The sequence below is a fragment of the Neiella holothuriorum genome (assembly GCF_019457915.1).
Classification (GTDB): Bacteria; Pseudomonadota; Gammaproteobacteria; order Enterobacterales; family Neiellaceae; genus Neiella; species Neiella holothuriorum.
This window is the reverse complement of sequence record NZ_JAHZSS010000019.1, coordinates 73,674-96,850: the sequence shown is the minus strand read 5'-3', so window position 1 is coordinate 96,850 and position 23,177 is coordinate 73,674. Positions and strand designations below refer to the sequence as shown.

The 23,177-nt window shown below is 48.2% G+C and carries 25 protein-coding genes; 10 read left to right on the top strand and 15 right to left on the bottom strand.

Annotated elements, in window-relative coordinates; all coding sequences use genetic code 11:
- Positions 1-485: 485 nt before the first annotated feature.
- A complete protein-coding gene (locus K0504_RS14330; RefSeq protein WP_220104831.1) occupies positions 486-2,054 on the top strand; it encodes a sensor domain-containing diguanylate cyclase in 1,569 nt (522 codons plus the stop codon).
- A gap of 197 nt (positions 2,055-2,251) precedes the next feature.
- On the opposite strand, the gene fadE is transcribed toward K0504_RS14330, so the two are convergent.
- Positions 2,252-4,708 carry an acyl-CoA dehydrogenase FadE gene (fadE, locus tag K0504_RS14325; RefSeq protein WP_220104830.1) on the bottom strand — a complete coding sequence of 819 codons (2,457 nt, stop codon included), beginning with the start codon at positions 4,706-4,708 and terminating at the stop codon, positions 2,252-2,254.
- A 151-nt stretch (positions 4,709-4,859) separates the two neighbouring features.
- Between fadE and K0504_RS14320 the strand changes: the two genes are divergently transcribed.
- A complete protein-coding gene (locus K0504_RS14320) occupies positions 4,860-5,633 on the top strand; it encodes a class II glutamine amidotransferase (protein WP_220104829.1) in 774 nt (257 codons plus the stop codon).
- 6 nt (positions 5,634-5,639) lie between these two features.
- On the opposite strand, the gene K0504_RS14315 is transcribed toward K0504_RS14320, so the two are convergent.
- The 3 genes from K0504_RS14315 to purM are packed head-to-tail and all read right to left on the bottom strand — an operon-like array spanning position 5,640 to position 8,098.
- Positions 5,640-6,377 (bottom strand): DUF3108 domain-containing protein, encoded by a 738-nt coding sequence (locus tag K0504_RS14315; protein WP_220104828.1) that lies wholly within the window; start codon positions 6,375-6,377, stop codon positions 5,640-5,642.
- Between the two features lie 33 nt (positions 6,378-6,410).
- Positions 6,411-7,061 carry a phosphoribosylglycinamide formyltransferase gene (gene purN, locus K0504_RS14310; protein ID WP_220104827.1) on the bottom strand — a complete coding sequence of 217 codons (651 nt, stop codon included), beginning with the start codon at positions 7,059-7,061 and terminating at the stop codon, positions 6,411-6,413.
- Positions 7,058-8,098 (bottom strand): phosphoribosylformylglycinamidine cyclo-ligase, encoded by a 1,041-nt coding sequence (gene purM, locus K0504_RS14305; RefSeq protein ID WP_220104826.1) that lies wholly within the window; start codon positions 8,096-8,098, stop codon positions 7,058-7,060. The genes purN and purM overlap by 4 nt, the downstream gene beginning before the upstream one ends.
- A gap of 271 nt (positions 8,099-8,369) precedes the next feature.
- On the opposite strand from purM, the gene K0504_RS14300 reads away from it, so the two are divergent.
- The gene (locus tag K0504_RS14300; RefSeq protein ID WP_220104825.1) at positions 8,370-9,464 is read left to right on the top strand and encodes a DUF2066 domain-containing protein; all 1,095 of its coding nucleotides are present in this window, start codon (positions 8,370-8,372) and stop codon (positions 9,462-9,464) included.
- A 58-nt stretch (positions 9,465-9,522) separates the two neighbouring features.
- Positions 9,523-10,203, top strand: a complete 681-nt coding sequence (gene hda, locus K0504_RS14295) for a DnaA inactivator Hda (protein WP_318837980.1) — start codon at positions 9,523-9,525, stop codon at positions 10,201-10,203.
- 37 nt (positions 10,204-10,240) lie between these two features.
- Here the strand turns inward: hda and K0504_RS14290 are convergent, their stop codons facing one another.
- The 3 genes from K0504_RS14290 to bepA all read right to left on the bottom strand — a co-directional run bounded on the left by K0504_RS14290 (position 10,241) and on the right by bepA (position 12,746).
- The gene (locus K0504_RS14290; RefSeq protein WP_225918149.1) at positions 10,241-10,642 is read right to left on the bottom strand and encodes a DUF2069 domain-containing protein; all 402 of its coding nucleotides are present in this window, start codon (positions 10,640-10,642) and stop codon (positions 10,241-10,243) included.
- Positions 10,643-10,756: 114 nt separating this feature from the next.
- Positions 10,757-11,110, bottom strand: coding sequence for an arsenate reductase (glutaredoxin) (gene arsC / locus K0504_RS14285; protein ID WP_220104824.1), 354 nt, complete (start codon positions 11,108-11,110; stop codon positions 10,757-10,759).
- 136 nt (positions 11,111-11,246) lie between these two features.
- A complete protein-coding gene (gene bepA, locus K0504_RS14280) occupies positions 11,247-12,746 on the bottom strand; it encodes a beta-barrel assembly-enhancing protease (RefSeq protein WP_220104823.1) in 1,500 nt (499 codons plus the stop codon).
- 18 nt (positions 12,747-12,764) lie between these two features.
- Between bepA and K0504_RS18640 the strand changes: the two genes are divergently transcribed.
- The 4 genes from K0504_RS18640 (at position 12,765) to K0504_RS14260 (ending at position 15,363) form a co-directional block, all read left to right on the top strand.
- Entirely contained in the window at positions 12,765-13,133 is a 369-nt protein-coding gene (locus K0504_RS18640) for a sulfurtransferase TusA family protein (protein ID WP_404823013.1), read from the top strand.
- Between the two features lie 23 nt (positions 13,134-13,156).
- Positions 13,157-14,239 (top strand): AI-2E family transporter, encoded by a 1,083-nt coding sequence (locus tag K0504_RS14270; RefSeq protein ID WP_220104821.1) that lies wholly within the window; start codon positions 13,157-13,159, stop codon positions 14,237-14,239.
- A 402-nt stretch (positions 14,240-14,641) separates the two neighbouring features.
- Positions 14,642-14,959, top strand: a complete 318-nt coding sequence (locus K0504_RS14265) for an EF-hand domain-containing protein (RefSeq protein ID WP_220104820.1) — start codon at positions 14,642-14,644, stop codon at positions 14,957-14,959.
- A gap of 77 nt (positions 14,960-15,036) precedes the next feature.
- Positions 15,037-15,363 carry a DUF4405 domain-containing protein gene (locus K0504_RS14260; protein ID WP_220104819.1) on the top strand — a complete coding sequence of 109 codons (327 nt, stop codon included), beginning with the start codon at positions 15,037-15,039 and terminating at the stop codon, positions 15,361-15,363.
- A gap of 106 nt (positions 15,364-15,469) precedes the next feature.
- Here K0504_RS14260 and bcp read toward each other — a convergent pair whose 3' ends face one another.
- Positions 15,470-15,937 (bottom strand): thioredoxin-dependent thiol peroxidase, encoded by a 468-nt coding sequence (gene bcp / locus K0504_RS14255; protein ID WP_220104818.1) that lies wholly within the window; start codon positions 15,935-15,937, stop codon positions 15,470-15,472.
- A gap of 198 nt (positions 15,938-16,135) precedes the next feature.
- Here bcp and dapA point away from each other — a divergent pair, with 198 nt between their 5' ends.
- Positions 16,136-17,017, top strand: coding sequence for a 4-hydroxy-tetrahydrodipicolinate synthase (dapA, locus tag K0504_RS14250; protein ID WP_220104817.1), 882 nt, complete (start codon positions 16,136-16,138; stop codon positions 17,015-17,017).
- A 17-nt stretch (positions 17,018-17,034) separates the two neighbouring features.
- Positions 17,035-18,144 carry an outer membrane protein assembly factor BamC gene (gene bamC / locus K0504_RS14245; RefSeq protein ID WP_220104816.1) on the top strand — a complete coding sequence of 370 codons (1,110 nt, stop codon included), beginning with the start codon at positions 17,035-17,037 and terminating at the stop codon, positions 18,142-18,144.
- 16 nt (positions 18,145-18,160) lie between these two features.
- On the opposite strand, the gene K0504_RS18635 is transcribed toward bamC, so the two are convergent.
- The 7 genes from K0504_RS18635 to modB all read right to left on the bottom strand — a co-directional run bounded on the left by K0504_RS18635 (position 18,161) and on the right by modB (position 23,139).
- The gene (locus K0504_RS18635; RefSeq protein ID WP_404823012.1) at positions 18,161-18,340 is read right to left on the bottom strand and encodes a DUF2897 family protein; all 180 of its coding nucleotides are present in this window, start codon (positions 18,338-18,340) and stop codon (positions 18,161-18,163) included.
- Positions 18,341-18,359: 19 nt separating this feature from the next.
- Complete coding sequence (locus K0504_RS14235; protein ID WP_220104815.1) at positions 18,360-19,025, bottom strand: M15 family metallopeptidase; 666 nt, start codon at positions 19,023-19,025, stop codon at positions 18,360-18,362.
- 12 nt (positions 19,026-19,037) lie between these two features.
- Positions 19,038-20,171 (bottom strand): succinyl-diaminopimelate desuccinylase, encoded by a 1,134-nt coding sequence (gene dapE, locus K0504_RS14230; RefSeq protein ID WP_220104814.1) that lies wholly within the window; start codon positions 20,169-20,171, stop codon positions 19,038-19,040.
- A 3-nt stretch (positions 20,172-20,174) separates the two neighbouring features.
- Positions 20,175-20,540 carry an arsenate reductase gene (locus K0504_RS14225; RefSeq protein WP_220104813.1) on the bottom strand — a complete coding sequence of 122 codons (366 nt, stop codon included), beginning with the start codon at positions 20,538-20,540 and terminating at the stop codon, positions 20,175-20,177.
- A gap of 130 nt (positions 20,541-20,670) precedes the next feature.
- Positions 20,671-21,267 (bottom strand): outer membrane beta-barrel protein, encoded by a 597-nt coding sequence (locus K0504_RS14220; protein WP_220104812.1) that lies wholly within the window; start codon positions 21,265-21,267, stop codon positions 20,671-20,673.
- Between the two features lie 121 nt (positions 21,268-21,388).
- On the bottom strand, positions 21,389-22,462 hold the full coding sequence (gene modC, locus K0504_RS14215) for a molybdenum ABC transporter ATP-binding protein (RefSeq protein ID WP_220104811.1): 1,074 nt from the start codon (positions 22,460-22,462) through the stop codon (positions 21,389-21,391).
- Positions 22,459-23,139 (bottom strand): molybdate ABC transporter permease subunit, encoded by a 681-nt coding sequence (gene modB / locus K0504_RS14210; protein ID WP_220104810.1) that lies wholly within the window; start codon positions 23,137-23,139, stop codon positions 22,459-22,461. The genes modC and modB overlap by 4 nt, the downstream gene beginning before the upstream one ends.
- Between the last annotated feature and the right edge of the window lie 38 nt (positions 23,140-23,177).

The following is a 23,177-nucleotide window of genomic DNA, read 5'->3' as shown; positions in this document are numbered from 1 at the left end:
AGTTCAGTTGGTTAGAATACCGGCCTGTCACGCCGGGGGTCGCGGGTTCGAGTCCCGTCCACTCCGCCATTTATTTTAAAGCCCTGCTCTGATGAGCGGGGCTTTTTTATTTCTTAAAGCTATACCAGACTTCCCACCTGTAATATTGAGCAACACAGCGCATCTGTTTTTGATTGCTCTAGCCGCGCCAAACACCCACCACGATAGGAAATGGTTGTAATGCCACGTCCTCTGCATTTTTCCTAAGGCTACTGTTTAACAGGGAAGGGCTTTGGGGGAATTTATTGATTGTAAGCCACTAGATGTTGGAAAAGTGATCTGCGCAGTGCATCGACCAGCCCCAATACCATCGTGAGTTGATTAAACACACATACTTTTTATGGATTATTAACTAATATTTCACAAGCACTCCGCTTCAACCATAAATGGTGGCGGCTGAGTTAATTCTGGTATTAGCAGTTTGGATAGCGGTGTTGATTTAATAGATGTCCGAGAAAACAAAAACTGGTGTGGTTGCCAATGAATTGCGGTCAAACAAAAAGCCTTGGATTTATAGCCTCGGTTTAGTCTTGTTTTTATTGTGTGTGTTGACGGTGATTTATAACAATGCTCACAACAAAATAATCAATGATCGTGCCACCAAACAATTCAACGAAGTTGCTGAAATGCGCCAAAAAATCTCTGAAGAGATCAGCGCTGTGGCGGCCGATTTAGTGTATTTTTCTCATAGCTCGTTGGCGCTCGAAACGCTTGCCCATTTAGATCCGTCGGCCAAAGAATATTTAGCATCGCTGATGCGTAAAATTGGCGAATTAAAGAAAAGCTTTGATCAGATTCGTGTTCTCGATGCGAAAGGGAAAGAAGTCATTCGGCTCAATCAGCGGGCCGATCAAACGATGGCTATTCTTGCCGAAACGGAGCTACAGAATAAATCGGATCGCTATTACTTCAAAGACGCGTCAGCGCTGCCTCCTGAGCACATATATTTGTCGCGCTTTGACCTCAACCAAGAAAATGGCCAAGTACAGCTGCCATTGAATCCCGTGATTAGGCTTGCAACACCAATCCATTCTGCCGCAGGGCAACTGCTTGGAGTCGGGTTGTTGAACTATCGCGGTAACCGCCTGTATGAATTACTCAATAAAATGAGTGTGCATGAGGGGGACTTGGTTTATTTGTTGAACGATGCCGGTTACTACCTGTGGCACCCAAATCACAGTAAAGAATGGGGCTTTATGCTGCCGGAACGCAGCGCTTTTAATTTTGCCAAAGATAATCCGCAAGCTTGGAATCTGATCCATGCCGAAGAGACAGGCTCATTCAGTTTAGCAAGTGGTGAATACTACTTCAGCACGTTTGAACTGGCGCCCAGTGCTGACTTTAAAGTCACCATTAGTGAAAAAATAACATTACTGATGCACGTGCCGAGCCGCATTATTGATGAAAGTTCGCATTTGTTGTTGGTTGGCCTCGCGCTGGTCTTTTTAGTCTTAGCGCCAATTTTAGTTTTTTTAGGCTGGAAGCTCGGCGTATCGCAGAATCGGCAGGCGCAGTTGCTGAGTAAGTTGGCGTTCGAAGCGCGCCATGATGCACTTACTGGACTGGAAAATCGCAAGGCGATCATGGAGCATTTGGAGCGAGAAGTGCTGCGCTTTTACCGCAACAAAAAACCATTGAGCGTAGGCTTTATTGATGTCAATTACCTCAAGCGAGTGAATGATCGTCTGGGTCATGAACAGGGGGATGAGATGATTAAAGGGGCGGCCAAAGCGATTCTAGACGTGATTCGATGTAGTGATAATGCTGCGCGTATTGGCGGTGATGAATTTTTAATTGTGTTACCCGAATGCTCTATTGATGGCGCCAACCAGACCATGCAGCGTATCGAAAAAATGTTTGCCTCGTTCGGTCGGCGAATAAATGCCGACTGGAGTTTGAGTTACGGTTGCAGCCAACTCGAAAATGACGATGACTCAGCAGAGAAGGCCGTTGCCCGCGCCGATGCCAAGATGTATCAGTTTAAGCAAGCACAACGTCAAACTGTTAAGCCCTAGGTGTGTTTTAACGTCGCTATGGTTCGCATGATGCTTCATCTATCAGGTTGTTCTAAAAGCCATAACGGCCATTGTTGCCTCCAATGGTTATTACTGACGCCCTATGACGCGATCAAAAAAGGCGCCATGTGCCGAGCGAGGCCATGACGCCTAAAGGATTTGTGCTGAGGTCTAACGCCCCTTTATCAATACTTAATTTAAGCGGCGTTTTGTTGCGCCTTTCGTGGCAGCGTCGATTTGTCCGCGACCAACTCTTGTGGGTCAAAATCATCAACGTTAATGGCTTTCATGCGACCTTCTTCAGCACGCTTAAGTAGTTGGACTTCGCTCTCGTTGAGAACGCCAAGTTGCAGTCCTTCTTCGGCAATTTTATCAAGCCATATAAATGGCACTTTTTCACCTTTAGCTTGACTGACTTTTGCAACTAAGGCTTCAGCCGCAATGATGTCATGGAGTGTGGCTTGTAGCGTGCCAACAGGGTTAGTGTCGCAGTCGGTCAAAAAGCTCATGTGTCCTAGGCGATCACGGGTGTCACTTGGTGTCATCGCAAGTTTTGCTACTTGATGATCAAGCTTGTCGCCGGCGCGTTTTGCTGGCAAACCAAATGGCATGATGAGCACTTTAAGTAATCCGCCAACTCCGGCAACCGGGAAGTTGTCGAGTAGTTCGCGGAGTGAATGACGCAAACGTGCCAGTGAATCATCTAATGCCCACTGTACCAGCGGTAAGTCTTCTGCTGGACGGCCGTCATTATCAAACCGTTTGAGCACCGCTGAGCTTAGATAAAGCTCACTGAGCAAATCGCCAAGTCGAGCCGATACGCGTTCACGGCGCTTCAATGAACCGCCCAGAGTTGCCATGGCAATGTCCGACAACAATGCCAAATTGGCAGAATAGCGGTTAAGTTGACGGTAGTAGCTGGCAGTCACATCGCGCTGTGGTGATTTAGTGAAACGATAGCCGCCCCAGCCAAACCATAAGCAGCGGAACACATTGCTAATGGCAAAGCCAATGTGGCCGAATACTGCTTTATCAAAATCGGCCAGCGCTTTGTTTTGATCAGTTAGACTGGCAGCTTCGAGCTCTGCTAAAACATAAGGATGGCAGCGAATTGCGCCTTGACCGTAAATAATCATCGAGCGGGTTAGAATGTTGGCACCTTCAACGGTTACCGCAATTGGCGCGCCTTGATAAGCGCGAGCAAGGTAATTTGATGGCCCCATACAAATCCCTTTACCGCCTTGAATATCCATCGCATCGATAATGGCCTGCTGACCACGGTTAGTCAGATGGTACTTAACGATGGCGGAGATCACCGATGGTTTCTCGCCCAAGTCGATAGCCGTAGTTGTTAGGTTGGCTGCGGCGTCCATTAAATAAGCGCTACCGGCAATTCGAGCCATCGGCTCTTCAATGCCTTCTAAGTAACCAATAGGCACCTTAAATTGGCGGCGTATACGGGCATAAGCACTCGTGGCCATTGCCGCCATCTTAGCGCCGCCAGTGGCATTGGCGGGCAATGTAATACCTCGACCAACAGATAGACATTCAACCAGCATACGCCAGCCCTGACCGGCCATAGTTTGGCCTCCAATGATGTAATCAATCGGTACGAAGACATCAGTGCCGTGAGTCGGGCCATTTTGAAATGGAATATTCAGCGGGAAGTGGCGGCGACCAATATCGACGCCTTGTGTGTCGGTTGGAATTAACGCACAGGTAATGCCCAATTCTTTTTCACCGCCAAGCAATTGCTCAGGATCATCGAGTTTGAATGCCAAACCCAACACGGTGGCGACCGGTGCCAGTGTGATATAGCGCTTATTCCAGGTTAAACGCATGCCAAGCACTTGCTGGCCTTTCCAGTCGCCCATACACACCGTACCGCGGTCGGGAATGGCTCCAGCGTCTGAGCCTGCTTCTGGACTGGTTAGGGCAAAACATGGAATTTCCTGACCCTTTGCCAGGCGCGGCAAGTAGTGATTTTTTTGCTCGTCAGTGCCGTAGTGCTGCAGTAATTCACCTGGGCCAAGAGAATTTGGTACACCCACGGTACTGGCTAACACACCGCTGACGGTGGCGAGCTTTTGCAGCACATAGCTTTGTGCGTAGGCTGAAAACTCAAGTCCGCCGTACTGTTTTTTAATGATCATGGCGAAAAAGCCATTGTCTTTGAGGTATTGCCAGATCTCCGGTGGTAAATCGGCTCGCTCATGGGTGATCTCAAAATCATTGGTCATCTGACAAACGGTTTCCACCGGACCATCAATAAAGGCTTGTTCTTCAGTACTCAGCTTTGGAGCCGGGTAGCGATGTAGCGTTTGCCAGTCGGGATTACCGCGAAATAATTCACCTTCCCACCATGTTGTGCCCGCCGCAATTGCATCGCGTTCGGTTGTCGACATTTCCGGCATGATGCCGCGATAAGCCCGCAACATGGGTTGGCTCAGTAGGCTACGACGAATACTGGTGAGGTTAAGCGGTGCGAGTAAGGCCGCCCAAATTAACCAACTCCAAGCTGGCACCGACAGTACAAATTGCCCAAACGCCAGCCAAGTGGCGGTTGCTAGTGTCGCGACCAGCAACGATTGGCGTTGGTAACTAACCACGCCGATGATTGCAATTAAACTCAAACTCCAGACCAAGATTTCCACAGAACTTCCCTCACTTTTTATTATTTAAGAGGTCAGACCTCTTACGAGTTGAGAGTATTAATAGATCAAACGCTTGTTCGGATCAAGCGAGTCGATCCTGATTTGCGTTATCATTCACGGCTAATTGTTTTTGTTCAGTGGAATTGTTGATATGTGCGAGTTGTTGGCCATGAGTGCCAATGTGCCCACGGATATTTGTTTTAGCTTTTCTGGCTTGCTGCGTCGAGGCGGTGAAACCGGCCCGCATCGCGATGGCTGGGGACTAACATTTTATGAAGGTAAAGGCTGCCGTAGCTTTAAAGATCCGGAACCAAGTTATCAAAGCAAAATTGCCAAGTTACTTGAGCAGTATCCGATTAAAAGTGAAATCGTAATTGGCCATATTCGGCAGGCCAATCGCGGCGGCGTGCGACTCGAGAATACGCACCCATTTGAGCGCGAAATGGCTGGCCGCATGTGGACGTTTGCTCACAATGGCCAGTTATCTGATTACAAACAGCTTCCGCTGGGATCGTTTCAGCCGGTCGGCAATACGGACTCAGAAATGGCATTTTGCTATTTACTGGGGCAGATTGAACAGCACTATCCAAATGGCCCTCGTAATCCGGAGGCATTCGCTCGGTTTGTGGCCAAGCATGCTGATAAGTTGCGAGCCAAAGGGGTCTACAATATGTTGCTGACCGACGGCCGCTGGCTCTTTGCGTACTGCACTACTAAGTTGCACTGGATCACCCGACGGGCGCCATTTGGCCGAGCAACGCTGTTGGACAATGATTGGGAAATCGACTTTGCCAAAGAAACCACGCCCAATGATGTTGTATCGGTCGTGGCCACGCAGCCGTTAACGAAGGATGAACAGTGGCAGGAGATGGTGCCAGGCCAGTGGATTCTATTGAAAGAAGGCGAGTTGCTCGCGAGCAATTAACGCCCGTTATGAATCCGTTTGCTCATTGGCGGCGGATTCATCAAATAACTGATAATCGGCTAGGCGCAAATCAGCTTGTTCTTCGCCATCTTTCGATTGCCAGATGCGGGCAACGATAAAGTCATGGTCTTTTGACAACCAAACAAACGTTTCGCGTCGTTTGTTGTTTCGAATACGCTTGATTTTTACCGCTTCGACCTTGCCAATCGGTAGGTCAAGTAGCTCTTCGCCAACCACTTCATAGCGGTAATCGCGTCGCTCACCTTTATACAAAACAGGGTAAGACAACTCTTTTTTGCCGGCAGCAACATCCAACCGCATCTGTAATTGATAACCAACCGGATCGAGTAAATCTTCACTCCAGTCTGTTTCTAATGGGTCGTCATCGTAAATATCGGTGAGGCTTTTCTTATCATCGTCAAAGATGATGTGGCTTTCTTTGTCTGGACCGGTGCCGGAGCGGTTAAATTGGTATTCAACGGAGTTTACCTGACCATCGGTTAACTTTAGCCAGCTCTGCTCTTTACGTTTATCAGATAGGATGAACCAGCTAAGGTTACTTTCTGAGGCGAAATACCAACGGCCATCGGTACTATTGTGAAAGGTGCGTTGCCCATTACCAACTTCACTTCCGTTACGGAAGACTTTGTAATTGCTGTGAAACGCAACTAATTCAAAGGGATCATTAGCCAAGCTTGATTGTGCGAAACAGACCATGGATGCAAGCAGCAACCAATTACGCATGATAGATCCCCTAAATAGTAATTATTTTGTTAATTAATCTGCCGCATATCCAACCGAAGGTAAAGGTTTTCCGTCTAAATTAGCAACGCCATCAATGAGCTTTGCGCGTCCGGTAGCAATCCAGTGCACCGTCAATGGGAAAATGCGATGTTCTTGTTCTTGGACTCTTTGTTGCACCGATTGTTCATCATCATCTTCAAAAATTGGTACTTTGGCTTGCAGAATGACAGGGCCTCCGTCCAATTCTTCGGTGACAAAATGCACGGAACAACCGTGCTCTTTGTCGCCAGCTTCGATGGCTCTGCGGTGAGTGTTTAGCCCGGTGTATTTCGGTAACAGGGACGGGTGAATATTGATCATTTTGCCCTGATAACGACGTACTAAATCTGCTGTGAGGATGCGCATGAAACCGGCAAGCACGATGATGTCTGGCTCAAACGTATCAATGAGCCCTGCCAGCGATTCGTCGTAATCTTCTCGGCTGGCAAACAAGGTGTGTTCAAGCACCTTGGTTGGAATTGATGCAGAACCTGCTCGTTCTAAGCCGTAGGCATCAGAGCGGTTGGCAATAACGCCAACCACGTCACCAGCGAGGTGACCCGCGGCAGATTCATCAAGAATGGCTTGTAAGTTGCTGCCATTACCAGAGAGCAAGACAAGGATGCGTGCTTTATCGGTTATCACTTAATTTCGACCTGCTCTTCGTTTTGTTCAGCGGCGGCAATTGAACCAATCAACCAGGCATCTTCACCTTGCTCTTTCAGCAACGTCAGCGCGGCATCAACTTGATCCACAGGCAGGGCAATGACTAAGCCCACACCACAGTTGAAGGTGCGATACATTTCATGAGTTTCAACATTGCCATTGGCCTGCAGCCAGTTGAAAATTTCTGGCCACTGCCATGAGTTACCGTCAATGACGGCTTTGGTGTTGGCTGGCAGGACGCGAGGAATATTTTCCCAGAAACCGCCGCCAGTAATGTGGCTAATCGCGTGCACGTCTGTTGTTTTTAGCAGCTCAAGTACGGATTTAACGTAGATGCGCGTTGGTTCGAGCAGTGCTTCGCCCAGTGTTTTGTCGCCAAATGCTTCGCTGGTGTCCGCTCCGGATACTTCTAGAATTTTGCGAACTAAAGAGTAGCCGTTTGAGTGCGGGCCACTTGAACCCAGTGCAATTAAGGCATCGCCGGCAGCGACTTTAGTGCCATCGAGGACTTTTGACTTCTCAACCACGCCAACGCAGAAACCAGCGATGTCGTAATCATCACCTTCGTACATGCCTGGCATTTCAGCTGTTTCACCACCAATCAGTGCACAACCGGAAAGTTCACAGCCCGCACCAATGCCAGTGACGACATCGGCTGCAGTATCAATAGCCAATTTGCCGGTCGCGTAATAGTCGAGGAAAAACAGCGGTTCGGCACCTTGTACGATTAGATCGTTCACACACATTGCCACCAAGTCGATACCAACGGTGTCATGTTTTTTAAGATCAATGGCTAAGCGTAATTTAGTACCCACACCATCAGTGCCAGCAACGAGTACAGGCTCATCGTAATTGGTCGGCAGTTGGCAAAGTGCACCAAAGCCACCTAATCCCCCCATGACTTCGGGACGGGATGTGCGTTTCGCAACGTGTTTGATGCGGTCTACTAATGCGTTACCGGCATCAATATCAACACCCGCGTCTTTGTAACTCAAGGAAGGTTTGTTCTCGCTCACGTGTAACCTCAGTCGAACTGGCAAAAAAAGACGCGGTATTCTAACAATCGTTCGTTCTCGGGGGAACTGCTGAGACCCTCGATCCTGACATTTCCGCAAATTTATTCAGTTAATCGACCGTACTCGTCAGTTTGGGCTGGACTTGCTACTATACATGCCACTAAATTGCACCCATGTTTTCTCGCTTTGTTACTAGCTTGGCGTCTTGATATTGATGAATTCTTTCATGACGCTATTCGTTCCTGGCATAAGCACCAGACAAGGAATTATTGTGAGTCGTCGAGTTGTTGTTCTGCTACTTGTTCTGCTGAGTCCTTTGCAACTGTTGGCAGCGGAAGTTGCAAACCTCTATACCGCCCGCGTTGATGCGTCGGTAAAATTGCAATCCGGATTATCGCAAGGCTTTGATCAGGTGTTGGTCCGGGTATCCGGGCAACGAGCCGCATTGAGCAATGCACTGGTCATGGCGCAGCGTCAATCGGTGAAACAGTACTTAGTGCAATACGGCTACATTGATGATGGCGGTAAGCGCTGGTTGGAAGTGACGTTTAATCAAGAGGCGGTTGATCGACTGTTGCGTCAGGCGAACTTACCGATTTGGGGCAGCTTACGGCCCATGACCATTGTCTGGTTGGCCGCCGAGCAAGATTTCGAACGTGAACTGGTGAACGAACAAAGCCCATTACTAGAAAACGCCAATTTAAGGGATGTGCTGCGCCAGCGCGGCATTCCAATGATGCAGCCGTTGCTCGATCTAGACGACATTATGTTAGTCGATGCAGCTGATATCTGGGGCAACTTCCCCGGTCCAGCCATTGAAGCGTCTAGTCGCTATAGTGCCGACCAAATGGTCATGGCGAAGCTGTACGAGATAGGCGGCGATGAATATCAAATCCAGTGGTCTTTTTACCAATTGAGCAACAAGCAGCCAACAGGCATTCATAAAGCTTGGTATCAAAATCAGCTAAATGGCTCACTTGATACCTTATTGCCGGAATGGTTAGAGCAAATGGCCGATACGCTAGGCCAACAATTTGCCACCCAAACGGGCTTGTCAGCAACTGACAGCGTGCAGGTTAAGATTTACAATCTAACCGATTTGGCGCGAGTATTGAAAGCCGAACAAAGCCTCGCCAGCATGGCGATGGTCTCACAAGTTGCGCTGCAAGATTTCAGCGCTAATCAAGCTGTTTTTAGTGTCAACTTGCTTGGCGCCGCTGCGGACTTCTATCAGGCGTTGGCATTGGATAAGCAATTGCAAGCGCTGGAACCAGCCTTTGCTGAGTCGGAACCTATGAATGATGGCGAAGACGACGACAGTGAGCCAAGCGAACCTGAAATGCCCGCCTATATGTGGCAGATGTAATTGAGCTTGTTGATGAATAAAAAGGTATTCCGCTCTGAACAGTGATCCTTCCGGCCAGTTGCCGCTGGCCATTCAACTTCCCGATGATGAAACCTTTGCCAGCTTCTATCCGGCTGGCAACGAGGCGCTGATTGCGGCGCTAAAACAATCGCTGAATGCTGAACACGGTGGATTCTTGTACGTCTGGGGGCTGCAAGGCGCGGGTAAAAGCCACTTACTCCACGCGGCCTTAAACTGGTGTGCGGGTTGTCATCAGCCAAGCAGTTATGTGCCGCTGCAACATCATCAAAATATGGATCCGGCCATGCTCGATGGTTTGGAATCATTGCATTTGGTTGCGCTTGATAACCTTGATGCCATTGCTGGTCTGAATGCTTGGGAGCAAGCCATCTTTGATTTGTACAATCGTATTCAAGAGCAAGGCAAATTACTGATAGTGAGCGCTAACGCCGCCGCGCGGCATTTAGACGTTAAATTACCCGATCTTGGCTCGCGTTTAGATTGGGGGACGAGCTACCAATTAGCGGCACCGTCTGACGAGAGCAAGCTGGCCATTTTGCAGCTGCGAGCCAATATGCGAGGGTTAGTTTTGTCAGATGATGCGGGGCGTTTTTTGCTTCATCGAGCAAGCCGTGACATGGCTGATTTGTGGCAGATTTTAGATCAGCTCGACACCGCTTCGATGCAAGCGCAACGCAAGCTTACGGTGCCGTTTATCAAACAGGCGCTCGGCTACTAAGCTTTCGACTCGGTGTGATGTCGATGCCAATGGCCGATCACTTCTTACGTTTTTTCAGCCCTAATCCTAACTGTTGGCCGCGCCAGCGGGCATAGAAAATTGAGCCAATTAGCCAACAGCTAACCAAGCCAATTTCAATGGCCGCCAATAACCGTTCCTCTGGCTCCACGTAAACCTGTACACAGCCATGCATCAAGTAGAGCATTGCAATAAACGTGCTCCATGCATGAGTGTAAGGGTTATTTTTTATCATGCCTTTTAACGGGAATAGGAGTGGTATTAACCACAGCACACTTAACCACATCGAAGAGACATGAGGGTGAGGGGACAGCATGCTTTGCCACAGAATAACCAAGGCTATAACGCCAAAGTAGCCGACTAATGCCAGCTTGCGCATGGCTTCGACCGTTGTTGCAGACGCAGGCTCTTTGTTACTCATCGTGGCTAATCCTGTTGAACTAAAAAACGCAGGCAGGGTAGAGATCAAACCAATTCAATGCAAGTGGCCCGCATGCCAAGACATGCGGGCCACTTGTTAAACAATCGGGTCGTCTTAATCCAGTAAGGTTAGAACGTTTTCTGGCGGGCGGCCGATCACCGCGAGTTCTCCCTTGACGACAATTGGGCGTTCAAGCAGTTTCGGGCTTTTGGCAATGGCGTTGATTAACGCGGCATCTGACAATTCACTATCGGCCAAGCCTTGTTCTTTGTATTCGGCTTCTTTGGTGCGCATGATCTGCCGTGGCGACAAATGCAGTAATTCCAACAACGAGGCTACTTCACCTGGCGTGATTGGGGTTTTCAAGTACTCCACAACTTCAGGCTCAATGCCATTTTCATTGAGAAGTGCGAGTGTCTGGCGTGATTTTGAGCAGCGTGGATTGTGATAGATTCGGAATGAATTCATGGGCTAACCCTAATTTATAGTCATTGTATGGCCTTAACGCGGGGCCATTTATGTCATATGGATTGGTGGCTCGCAAGCAGACCAAAGTCTAACCAATGAGGCTGAAAGCTCTTCCTAAGAGGAGCTTTCAACTGCATTACATGGCTTTGAGTCGTGCTAACTCGTTACGGAACTGGCGTACCTTCGCTTCCAACTTAACAATCTCAATGTTGTTGTCATCGGGGGTGGCTCGAAGAGCACGTTCCAGCATGGTAATTGCTTGATCATATTGCAGCATCAACGCGAGCCTATCGGCCATTGCGCTGTAATGCATCGCAGTATTGCCCTGCTTCTGGTAGGCATCACTTAACAGGTTTAGTGCCACCATGTTTTCCGGATTCTTAACCCGAAAACGGTTTAATATATCAACCGCTTCATTCGTTTTATTTTGTTGAATCAGGATGTTGGCGTAGTTCAGGGTGATCACTTGGTTATTTGGCATGTAGCCATAAATATCAGCCAGTCTGGCCTCGGCGGCTTGTTGATTACCGGTCGACATATCAATGTCGGTTATGGCATCAATGACAAATAGATTGCGCGGATATTTGGTTAATAGAGGCTTGATCGTGGCTCGGGCTTTTTTGGCATTGCCTGCGTCAAATTGCGCCAGTGCTAAGCCATAAATGGCGGAGTCTTCAAAGCTCGTTTCTTTTTTCTTAATGCGGCGTTCAAACTCCACTTCCATTATTTTAGCCGTTTTTCCGCTGTAGCGCGCTTCAATCCGGGCTTTTGCAAATTCGAAATCGACACTTACCGGATAAGCTTTACGGGGAAATTGCTGCGCCCTTAGTTCGGCATCAGCTACCCGAGATTCAGGAATAGGGTGAGTTAGTAAGAAAGCCGGCGGGGTACTCACGTAGCGATATTGAGCGGCCATTTTTTCAAAAAAATCGGCGGCGGCATAAGGATCGTAACCCGCAGCCACCAGCGCTTGCATGCCAATGCGGTCGGCTTCGGCCTCATTTTTACGAGTGAAGTTAATGGTCATTTGTTGCGACACACCTAAGGTGGTTTGCAGTGCAGCAATACCGGCTTGGGGCGCAATGACGGCTAAAATAATTGAACCGAGCGCGGCGCCAATTGTTGCCGGCTGGTTTTGCATTTGAGATTCAATCCGGCGAGCGAGGTGGCGCTGATTAACGTGGGCGATTTCGTGGGCAACAACCGAAGCGATTTGGCTTTCGGTGTCGGCATATAGATAAAGACCAACGTGAACCCCAATGTGGCCGCCGAAAAAGGCAAAGGCGTTAATACTGGTTTCATTCACCCAGAAGAATTTAAATGGATGAATGGGGTTTTTGGTGGCTGTGACTATTCGGTAACCTACGGTTTCAAGGTGTTCTTGCAATACCGGATCGTGAACGAGCGGGTAGCTACCGCGGATCTGCCGCATCGAAAGATCGCCAATCACGCGTTCTTTTTCCAAGGTAAGTGCTGACAAACCTGCCGTACCGATATCTGGCAGGTTATTACCGGTAGACACGGCAAGCGACGCCGGAGATAAGGCCAGCATCAACAATACGCTCGCACCGGTCATCCGAAGTTTTCTAAACACCGATTTAATGCCAACCGGCTTATTACAAAATAATAAATTCAATAGCTTATTCTTCCATTGATGCTGCGACTGTTTGTTTCCCCGCCCCAGTCGTACCTGCGTGGCAGTTTAACCTTGTCTTGGTCTAAAAGGCCATTGTCAGTATTGGTTTGTCCTGAAATAATCAGACCTATGCCACGACATCCTCAGGTTTCTTCTACAATTCCAAAAACGTTCATTGACTTAACGGGTGAGCGTTGCCCAATGGCGTTTGTAAAATGTAAGCAAGCGTTGCTTACTTTAGAGCCTGGCCAGTCACTGGAAGTTCGGATGAAAGATCCGGACAGCGTCAAGGATATCCTCGGCTGGTGTCGCTCTCAGTCAATTGAGGCCAATGTTTTACATACTAGTCATTGGATTAGTATGGCATTCTTGTGTCATTCGAATTAATTCCGTAAGGAGTTCATCGCTGTATGTTGCAGATGATGCAGCGTTGGTACCAACGCAAATTTTCAGATCCTGCCGCTGTAAGCCTGTTCACTATTTTGTTAGCGGGCTTTCTACTGATTTACTTTGGCGGTTCACTGCTAGCGCCTATTTTGATGGCGATTGCGCTGACCTACGTACTTGATTGGCCGGTCACTCAACTGGAGTTGTTGGGGGTTCGCCGTGGCTTGGCAAGCTCGCTCGTATTGATTTTGTTTGTGGGCTTATTGCTCATTGGCGTGCTTGGCTTGATCCCACTGGTTTGGGGGCAAGGAGTCAATCTTGCCAGCGAGTTACCCATTATGTTTGAAAAGGCGCGTAACGGCCTGTGGGAGTTTCAATCAAATTACCCTCAATTTGCCAGTAAGGCCCGCATTGAGTTGGTCATCGATGGCATGCGCGATTCGGTGGTGAGTCACGGCCAAGCATTTTTGTCGACCTCATTGCAGTCGTTGGTGAGCTTGATGACAGTGTTGATCTATCTCTTTGTGGTCCCTTTGTTGGTGTTCTTTTTCTTGAAAGACAAGAAAACGTTACTGGCGGGATTGGGGAAATTTTTACCGGCTAACCGTTCGTTGGTGAACCAAGTTGGCGACGAAATGAACCAACAGATCGTCAATTATATTCGCGGCAAGCTGATTGAAATTTTGGTGGTGGGCATCGCGTCGTACATTTTCTTCGTGTTTATGGACTTACGGTACTCGGCGTTACTGGCAGTTGTGGTTGGCTTGTCGGTACTCATTCCTTATGTTGGCGCGACTTTAGTGACCATTCCGGTAGCCTTAGTGGGCTTATTTCAATGGGGTGTCACCGCTGAATTTGGTTACTTAATGCTGGGTTACGGCATTATTCAAGCGCTGGACGGCAACTTGTTGGTACCACTGCTGTTCTCTGAAGCTGTTAACCTGCATCCGGCGGTAATCATCATTGCGGTGCTGGTGTTCGGCGGGCTGTGGGGCTTTTGGGGTGTGTTCTTTGCTATTCCGCTTGCGACCTTAGTGAAAGCCGTGATCACCGCTTGGCCAACGAGTCACCATGACGATGACGGTGATGCGCCGCAAACGGTGTAGCAATCCAAAGCGAACAAGTCAATCATCAAATGAACTAAAAAGCCCGCACTGAAGCGGGCTTTTTAATAGGTCATTGTTTGTTGTAGGCGACTATTTAGCTGGCGTTTAAATAGGCTAAAACCTGTGAAGCGCGCTGTTTAGTTCTCCAATGTCGGTCATATTTACAAATCAAATGATAATTAAAATTTAATAGTTACTGCGCTCTAATCAACTGCGACAAATTTCTGAAACGATAGGCTTGTTCATGTTCCGCAAAATACAATACGTCTAAATTATCGTTCAGCGACTTAAGCTCAGATTGCGTTTGTATGAAGAAGCAGTTTTCGGGCTTACAAAACCTTACATTTTTAGTGGTTATATTGGGCTATACCTAGATGTGTGCACTCTACATAGACAATGGACATGAACAGTTTAGCTCTTGCAACAATTGCAACTACCATCTTATTAATTGTGGCCCCAGAAGCCGAGAGTCTAGGTTACGGTGGCCGGCAGCAACAACCTGAATTTATCGACATCGATACTAATAACGATGGCTTGATTTCAAAAGACGAGTTCGAAACCTTTCACTCAGATCGTCAATTGCGGCGGGCCGGTCAAGCTCGGTTGCAAAGAAACGCTGGCGACTCTTTAAGCCTATTCGAGCAATTGGACACAAACGAAGACGGTTTTATCAGTGCCGAAGAGTTTCGAGCTCGCCCATCATGTAAACGCTCGAGTTAGTTTCATTGGCTTCAGATTTCACACTGTTGATGTAATCAGACTTATTAATTGCTTAACGTAAGTGGAAGAGATTTAAAATGAATTTTAATCGCTTTAGGCCCTATACAACGGTTGTTTTGGCTTCCTCGTTTATTGTCCTTATCGTGACAGGACTGATCCTATTTGTGGCACCTCATGGTCCCGGCTCTAGTCAGTGGGCTTGGGCAGGTTTGACGAAGCATGAATACAAAGATATCCATTTGTATTTAGGTTTCATAAGCATTGCCTTGGTTCTATTTCACGTTGTGCTTAACAAAAAGCCTTTGGCTAAATACATCGTCGGTAAAAACGAAAATTGGGGTCGCCCTGTGGTGTGGGCAATCGTGGTGGTCGTTGCAGTTGTCTCATTTGTTGTTGTGGGTTGACGTGGTTGAGAGCAATCCAATGCGAACGTAACAAGCGCCAATGAACTAAAAAGCCCGCACTGAAGCGGGCTTTTTAATGAGTCTTATTTTTCTATAGGAGACTATATTAGCTGGCGTTTAAGTAGGCTAAAACCACGTCATGGTGTTCTTTGGTTTTGAACTTATTAAATACGTGTTCAACAACACCGTTTTCGTCAATGAGGAAGGAGATGCGGTGAATACCGTCGTACTCTTTGCCCATGAATTTTTTCAGGCCCCACACACCAAAAGCATCGGCAATGGCATGATCTTCATCTGACAATAAATCAAAATTTAAATCATATTTTTCGATGAATTTTGGCAAGCGTTTAACCGGATCGGGGCTAACACCAAAGACAACCGTATTGAGTTCATCTAGCTCGGCTTTGCTATCGCGCAGACCACAAGCTTGGGTTGTACATCCGGGAGTCAGTGCTTTTGGGTAAAAGTAGACCAACACTTTCTTGCCTTTGAGGTCAGATAATTTGACCAATTCATCGGCTTGATTCGGAAGTTCAAAAGCCGGCGCGGGCGTTCCTGGTTGAATTGGGTTCATGGTTTATTCCTTAGTTCTTAAGTGATAACTCATTTTGTTGTGATGCCGCATTTGCAAGAAATGGTTATTTTTTGTGCTAACAGCGCCAATCACAGGCTCCGGATGTGATTACGGTGCCGTTTAGGTTGTAGTTCAACCTTGTCTTTAACAAGGCTGCAAATTACCATAGGGCGCTTAGGTTTTCAGGGGAATTATTTCATGCTGTCAGGAAGCATCGTCGCATTGATCACTCCAATGGATGATCAGGGAAGCGTTGATTACGACGCGCTCGCTCAATTGGTTGAGTGGCATATTGAATCTGGCACCAACGGCATTGTTGCGGTTGGTACCACTGGTGAATCAGCAACGTTAAGCGTTAAAGAGCATCAGGACGTGATTCGAAAGACCGTCGAGTTCGCAGCTGGCCGTATTGATGTAATTGCTGGCACGGGGGCTAATTGTACCCGCGAAGCGATAGAGTTAACTAAAGCCGCAGAGAAAGCTGGTGCCGTGGCATGCTTAAGCGTGACCCCTTATTACAACAAGCCCACACAGCAGGGTTTGTATCTGCACTATAAAACCATTGCTGAAAACAGTGCGTTACCACAAATTCTTTATAACGTGCCGGGTCGGACCGCGGTTGATCTGTTGCCGGAAACCGTTATTGAGCTTGCCAAGGTTGATGGCATTGTTGGTATCAAAGAAGCAACCGGCGATGTATCGCGCGTGAAAACGCTGCGAGAAGGCTGTGGTGACGACTTCATTTTGTTAAGCGGAGACGATGCCACTGGCCTGCAATTTATGCTCGACGGCGGCGATGGCGTTATTTCTGTCACCAATAACTTGGCACCGGCAGAAATGGCGACGCTATGTCAACTCGCTAAAGCTGGTAAAGCCGAAGAAGCAGAGGTCATCAATCAACGTTTGATGCCGTTGCACCAAAACTTATTCGTAGAAGCAAACCCAATCCCGGTGAAATGGGGCCTTTGGAAACTTGGTAAAGCTGCAACGCCAGCCTTACGACTACCACTAACCACGCTAGCTGAGCCGAACCAAGCCATCATGGAACAAGCCATGATTGATGCTGGCTTGACGCTTTAATTCGGGAGTAAATGGTCTTGAGAACATTAGTATTCGGTGCATTGGCAGGTAGCCTCCTGCTAGCAGGATGCGCCGGAAATGAAAATCGCGCCCGCTCAGATTATGAGTACGTGGATGCCAAAAGTGATCCTGTCTTCGTTGTACCTGAAGACTTAGAGGCGCCGCCAAAGCGCCCTGATTATCACATCCCTGAGATTGAAACGACGGACGAAACGGCCATTGGCGAAAACTTAGTGATTTCTGCGCCAATCCAAGTTCTAACCTTGGTTGACGGTAGCTTGCGCCCACAGGGTGAAGATCGTCGTGCTTCCATTGAGTTTGATATTACCCGTTATGAAAGCGAAAACCCCATTGATGGGATTTGGAAATCGTTGTGGAACGTTTTAGAACGTAACGACATCGCCGCCCGTTTTTGGGACAAAGAAGAGGGGGTGCTGGTAACCGACTGGTTTGTTGCCGACAGTGAAGAAGCACCAAGCTACTTTTTTGGTATTGAAGACTACTTTATTGAGCGCACCGGTAAGCTTGAGGTTAGAGCGCGTTACGCCTTCAATTTAGACGTTAGCCGCACCGGCCGCACCGCAAAACTGAGTGCTGTAATGGTTGGCTTTGAGCGTTATCTTGATAAAACCATGGAACGTAACCGCCCAACTCAAGTAGAGCGCGACAACTTTACCGTTAACGTGCTTAATGGTGTAGTGAAGCAATATCAAAACGACATGATTGCGTTGAAACAAGAGAAAACCATTGAACAGCAACGCGCAATGGCCTTGTCAATGCAGGTTGATCAGAAAGGGTTAGCGTCTATTGTTGCCGCTGTGCCATTCGATCAAGCATGGGAAAATGCTGAATCATTGCTTGAGGCTGCCGGTTTTGTCGTTGAAGACCGTGAACGCATGCAGGCAACGTACTACGTTACTGTGCCTGGTAACTGGAACTTGAATCACCTGTTCTCAGAAACTAAAGAAGTGGGTATCAAGTCAGGAGACTACAAGTTGTTCTTCGGTGACCGTGGTGACACGACGACTATTAGCATCTTTAATGACGATAATAAGCCGTTGAAGGAAGAAGATGTTGCTAAAGCATATGAGTCGCTGCAACAAGCGCTTAAGTCGCTAACTGAATAAACCTAAGCCTTAGCGTTTATTGCTCGGAGCGATGTTGCTCCGACTTTTTGGCCCGAGCCATAGGATCAACAAGATCCTCTCGCTTGGGCCATTTTAATTTGGCGGAATACTTCAGCACCATCAAGTTACTGACGATGACGCCAAGCACTAAAATGATGATGACTGCAATTTGCAAACCCGACAGTTCGCCTTCCATACATAAACCTTATTGAACGCTACCGACTAATCGGTGATATGAAGCGGTGGTATAAGGTATCGAAGTTTTCCTGAATACATTCTTGACCTAAAACATTTGCCTGCTGAATAGCAGCAATAATTCGTTCAGGTTTGCGCACTTGCTCAACCTTATTGGCCACCGGGAGATGACTTAAGTGCCAAGGCTCGCAAGCAACACCACCAAGATCTTTGGCGTAAGGAAAGAAAAAATCGAATCGATGGGCATTGGCAATAAGCCACTGGTAGAGCGGCCATTGCGGCCCACCGGCTTGGTATTCGCTGGCAACTAATTGGAGTGGCGTATTGCCCTGCAGTGGTTTGCTGAAGAGATCAAGATCGGAGCCCCAATGATGGCGACTCGTTCCGGGTAGGGCGGAAAAACGCATGATCGCCTGTATTTTCTGCCAGTCACTTAATTTGTTGAGTTCGATGATGCGATTTTGATCGTCAAGAACTGGCCGTTGGCCGGAAAACTTGCCATCCCATATTAGTTGCTGACGAGCAAAGCTCCGGTAACTACTCACTAAATCAAGTTGCAAACCATCGTCGGCCGCGGCTTGAACCATCGACAGCCAAGCTTGTTTGGTTTCGGGGTGCAGGAAATGGCGGTCATCAACAGCCGTTAAATGACGCTCATCAAGACCTAACCACTGACTTGCCTGCACACCCTTCTCCTGCTATTTCGCGAGTAAGTTGCTCATAATGCCCTGATACATGTCGGTCAACTGGATCAGGTCGTTGACCTTGACGCATTCATTGACCTTATGGATTGTCGCATTGCATGGCCCCAATTCAATCACTTGAGCTCCCGTTGGCGCAATAAAACGACCATCGGATGTGCCGCCAGTTGTGAGTAGCTCAGGCTCTTGACCATTGACGGCTTTAATCGATGTGCGAACCGCATCCAATAGTTTACCGGTGTCCGTTAAAAACGGTTCGCCATTGAAAGTCCACTTTAAATCGTAATCCAAGCCATAGCTATCAATCAGACTTTCAACGCGCTGAACCAAACCTGATGAACTACTTTCGGTACTAAAGCGGAAGTTGAACATCACATCCAACTCGCCGGGCACCACGTTGGATGCGCCGGTGCCGGCTTTTATGTTGGCAATCTGAAAACTAGTGGGCGGGAAAAACTCGTTGCCGTCATCCCAATGTTTACTGCTCAATTCAGCTAGCATCGGTGCGGCTTTATGCACAGGGTTATCGGCCAAATGAGGGTAGGCAACGTGGCCTTGAACACCTTTAACAACCAGTTCGCCGGTTAATGAGCCACGGCGGCCATTTTTAACCACGTCACCAACATGATTCGTGCTCGACGGCTCACCAACCACACACCAAGTAATTTTCTCCTGACGTTGCTCTAAGTGCTCAATCACGCGCACGGTACCGTTGACGAACGGGCCTTCTTCATCACTGGTGATGAGCAATGCCAATGAACCTTGGTGATCGGGGTTCTCAGCAATAAAACGTTCAATGGCAACAACAATGGCTGCCAGTGAGCCTTTCATATCCGCGGCACCACGCCCGTGAAGGTGATCATCGATGATGGTGGGCTCAAATGGCGGCGTGTGCCACTTGCTTGGATCGCCCGATGGCACGACGTCCGTGTGGCCAGCAAAACAAAGTACCGGCGCTTGATCGCCTCGGCGAGCCCAGAAGTTCAACGTGTCTTCAAAGTGCAGGCGCTCAATACGAAAGCCGAGCTTGACCAAGCGCTCAATCATTAAATCTTGGCAGCCTTCGTCCAACGGCGTGACAGATGGACGAGAAATTAACTCTTTTGCCAGTTCAATTGTCGGGTGGCTCATCAATTAGCTCCCTTGTTGTAGCAACGGTGCATACAGCTTTTCATTAAAGCCAACGATGAGGCCATTGGCGGCCGTGAAGACGGGGCGCTTCATCAACGTTGGTTGTTCCAGAATGAGCGCGATTGCCGATGATTCATCAAGGCCTTTTTTCTGTTCGTCAGATAAAACGCGATAACTGGTTGAGCGTTTATTAAAGAGCACTTCCCAGCCGACTTGTTGGGCCCATTCGGCCAGTTGAGATTGCTCTAATGGTTGCTCGCGGACGTCTTGAAATGAATGCGGTATGGCGTGTTGTTCAAGCCATTTTCGAGCTTTTCGAACCGTATCGCAGTTGGAAATACCATAAATAGTGGCGCTCTGAGTAGACATGTGATTCCTTTGGCGCAATCAAAAAATTGGGGCAAGAATATCACAAACCCCTGTTCAGTCAGGAGGGAAACGATTATTGAGTCAACAAAACCGCATGATCATGCATTAATCTTGCTCAAGCCTTCAGCACTTAAAAGTGATACGTCACGCCAAGCGAGAACTGATGAATGTCGGTGCTGCCAACGTCTGATGAACCCAGATCATGAAAATATTGGTATTCAACGCGAAATAATGAACTGGGGTAGAACTGCAAATCGGCACCAACACTGATGCTCGGTTGCCAGCCATCATCTGACACAGTTTCTTGTGCGCCTTTTGTATCAGCTTCCCAGTAGATTGCGCCAAGCTTTCCGAACACTTCAGTGTATTCACTGATGGTGTAATTGGCTCGGGCTGCGATATTAGTACCAGTAAATTCGAGACGATCGCGCTCGATTGAAGCACTTGCTTGATAGCTACTGGCATCACCAAAATCAATATACTCAACTTCCACCGCCCACCAATTCTGCCACCGGTAGCCAGCAACAGCGGCTAATGCCTTATCACTTTCATCGCACGCAAGGTCATGGCTAGAGCAGATATCGGAAAAATTAGTGACGCCGGCTTTCAACCCGACATATGGTCCGGCATCAAAGCTGTGGGCAGGTGCTAAAACAAAGCCTGACAGTAGCGCAATGACGCAGCTGTAATGGCGCCGTGAAATAGGGTGAGAATTGTTAGAGCGCATGGTGACTTCCCTGAATCGATAGCATCAAAAATGCTGCTGTTGGTAACACTAGCTTAGTGGCTTTTTGATAACTTACTAAAACTATATTTTCTTTATAAAGCATCAAGATAGATATGTTTGATTACAGTACTGCCACTGATTTTACTTGCGCCCAGACATGGTGGCTTGGCCGAATTTGTAAACGCTCAACGGAGTGGCTTGATATTTGAGCCAATAGGAAATGGGTTTGATCTAGCCTGAGGGTGACCAACTTTTCACCGGGGCGAGTCGCTGGATCAATGCGAACCACTTCAGCGGGGAAAATATTACTAATACTGGTGTCGTGCGGTTGAGTCAGGCACAGGCTCACATCGGATGCAAAAATTCGGCATCGCACGTTACTGCCTAGCGGGTTCGTTTGTTGGCTTAAACGCAATCGGAAATGGCCAAATTTCAACTCGCTGGCAAACTGCTCAAGATGTTGATCGATGACGCCTTCAATCACACAACTGGCACCATCGTTAAACAAGCCCGCGAGTTGATGATTCATCAACATGTCTTGAAGTGGGCCTGCGGCTTTGACGTGACCATGCTCAAGTAACACCAAATGATCGGCCAATCGCGTCACTTCATCTGCCGCATGGCTAACGTAAATAATGGGCAATGCCAGTTCATCATGCATGCGCTCTAAGTAGGGCAATATTTCCAGCTTGCGTGCTTTGTCTAGTGCCGACAGAGGTTCATCCATCAACAGTAAGTCGGGTGAGGTCAGCAATGCACGGGCAATGGCAACCCGTTGACGCTCGCCACCCGATAACGCAGCGGGTGAGCGCTTGAGTAATTTCTCTAACCCTAATAGCTCGACAACTTTGGATTCACCAATTCGCTGGCGCGAGGCGGCGACTCGGCTGCGGCCGAAATTCATATTGGCAGCAACATTGAGGTGAGGAAACAAACTCGCTTCTTGAAACACATAACCAATGGCGCGCTGATGAGGCGGTATGAAAATACCGGCATCATCATCTTGCCAAACTTGCCCTGCTACACAGACGTTGCCCGGCAGCCGTTCTAAACCTGCAATGGCGCGTAAACAGGTGGTTTTGCCTGAGCCGGAGGCTCCATACAAGGCACTGATGCCAACAGCCGGTAGTTTCAGTGACACCTCTAATTGAAAGTCACCACGGTCAATTGCAAATTCAGCAAGGATTTGATTCATCGCTTACCTCGCTGAGCAACTCTGTGGTTGATGATGTAAATGGCCAACAAGGCAACAAAAGAGAACAGCATCATTCCACCTGCTAACCAATGAGCTTGGGCGTATTCCATGGCTTCAACATGATTATAAATTTCAACGGACATCACGCGTGTCTCGCCAGGTATATTGCCACCAATCATGAGCACTACGCCAAATTCGCCAATGGAGTGGCAAAAGCCCATTACCGCAGCGGTAAAAAAGCCAGGGCGAGCGAGAGGAACGACCACATGCCAGAACGTATCCCAAGGTGAGGCGCGTAAAGTCGCGGCGACTTCCAGGGGCCGCTTACCAATGGCTTCAAATGCGTTTTGTAGGGGCTGTACCACAAACGGAAGAGAGTGTACGGCGCAGGCAATGGCAATGCCGGCAAAGCTGAACGGTAGAGTGCCAAGCCCTAAGGTGTCAGATAATTGGCCGATAGGGCCGTTCGGGCCAAGCAACAACAGTAAATAAAAGCCAAGCACAGTTGGCGGTAGTACCAACGGGATGGCGAACAGGGCACCAACAAAGGGCTTCAGTTTGGAGTGGGTTTGCGATAACCACCACGCAAGAGGGGTTGCCACCAACAGCAGTAGCAAGGTGACCACTGATGCTAATTTTAGTGTTAACCAAACGACGGATAAATCGAGTTCAACCAATCTTTTTCTCTGTTATGCGCAAATGATGTTGCGACCCA